This window comes from Nonomuraea glycinis, from assembly GCF_014646515.1.
Taxonomy (GTDB): domain Bacteria; phylum Actinomycetota; class Actinomycetes; order Streptosporangiales; family Streptosporangiaceae; genus Nonomuraea; species Nonomuraea glycinis.
Map to the genome: position 1 here is coordinate 1 of NZ_BMNK01000040.1, position 986 is coordinate 986.

The 986-nt window shown below is 56.6% G+C and carries 1 rRNA gene; it reads left to right on the plus strand.

Annotated elements, in window-relative coordinates:
• Window positions 1–963, plus strand: a 23S ribosomal RNA gene (locus IEY87_RS45300); the annotation flags it as partial.
• Window positions 964–986 lie beyond the last annotated feature (23 nt).

Below are 986 nucleotides of genomic sequence, written 5' to 3' on the forward strand. Positions count from 1 at the left end.
AAATTCCTTGTCGGGTAAGTTCCGACCTGCACGAATGGCGTAACGACTTCCCCGCTGTCTCAACCACAGACCCGGCGAAATTGCACTACGAGTAAAGATGCTCGTTACGCGCAGCAGGACGGAAAGACCCCGGGACCTTCACTACAGCTTGACATTGGCGTTTGGAACGTCTTGTGTAGGATAGGTGGGAGACTGGGAAGCTGTCACGCTAGTGATGGTGGAGTCATTGGTGAAATACCACTCTGGTCGTTTTGAACGTCTAACTCTGGTCCGTGATCCGGATCGGGGACAGTGTCTGGTGGGTAGTTTAACTGGGGCGGTTGCCTCCTAAAGAGTAACGGAGGCGCCCAAAGGTTCCCTCAGCCTGGTTGGTAATCAGGTGTTGAGTGTAAGTGCACAAGGGAGCTTGACTGTGAGACTGACGGGTCGAGCAGGAGCGAAAGCTGGGACTAGTGATCCGGCATCGGCATGTGGAAGCGGTGTCGCTCAACGGCTAAAAGGTACCCCGGGGATAACAGGCTGATCTTCCCCAAGAGTCCATATCGACGGGATGGTTTGGCACCTCGATGTCGGCTCGTCGCATCCTGGGGCTGGAGTAGGTCCCAAGGGTTGGGCTGTTCGCCCATTAAAGCGGTACGCGAGCTGGGTTTAGAACGTCGCGAGACAGTTCGGTCCCTATCCGCTGCGCGCGCAGGAGACTTGAAAGGAGCTGTCCCTAGTACGAGAGGACCGGGACGGACGAACCTCTGGTGTGCCAGTTGTACCGCCAGGTGCACGGCTGGTTGGCTACGTTCGGAAGGGATAACCGCTGAAAGCATCTAAGCGGGAAGCTCGCCTTGAGATGAGGTCTCCCACCATGAGAGTGGGTAAGGCTCCCGGTAGACGACCGGGTTGATAGGCCGGAGGTGGAAGCACGGTAACGTGTGGAGCTGACCGGTACTAATAGGCCGAGGACTTGACCACAAAGCTTTTGTGCTCATCGTGTG